1 pseudogene is annotated in these 271 nt (G+C 57.2%); it reads left to right on the top strand.

The window, feature by feature from the left end:
• Nucleotides 1–32: 32 nt before the first annotated feature.
• Nucleotides 33–271, top strand: a pseudogene (locus tag AC1RPR_RS08845) (hypothetical protein); the annotation flags it as partial.

The raw sequence follows: 271 nt of genomic DNA, 5'->3' as shown, positions 1-271 counted from the left end.
AAGCCGAGCTGCGGAATATCGTGGCTAATCCGTTGACGCGTGAGCAAGTTGAAGAGGCTCGTGAGATCGCCGTCGCGAATTGCGGGACTTTCCCGTATATCGAGTTCATGCAAATCGTGAACGAACACGGCGGTCTTCCTCCCGTGAGCATTTCGGCGCTGCCCGAAGGTACGCTGGTCCCGAACCATGTGCCGTACTATCAAGTGCGGAATACGGCTCCGGGTTTTGCGTGGCTTGGTCAGTTTCTGGAAACGCGGTTGCTGCGTGCCAC

Source organism: Dellaglioa sp. CoH-57-MRSF-22 (assembly GCF_056781895.1).
This window is presented reverse-complemented; position numbering and strand designations above follow the sequence as displayed.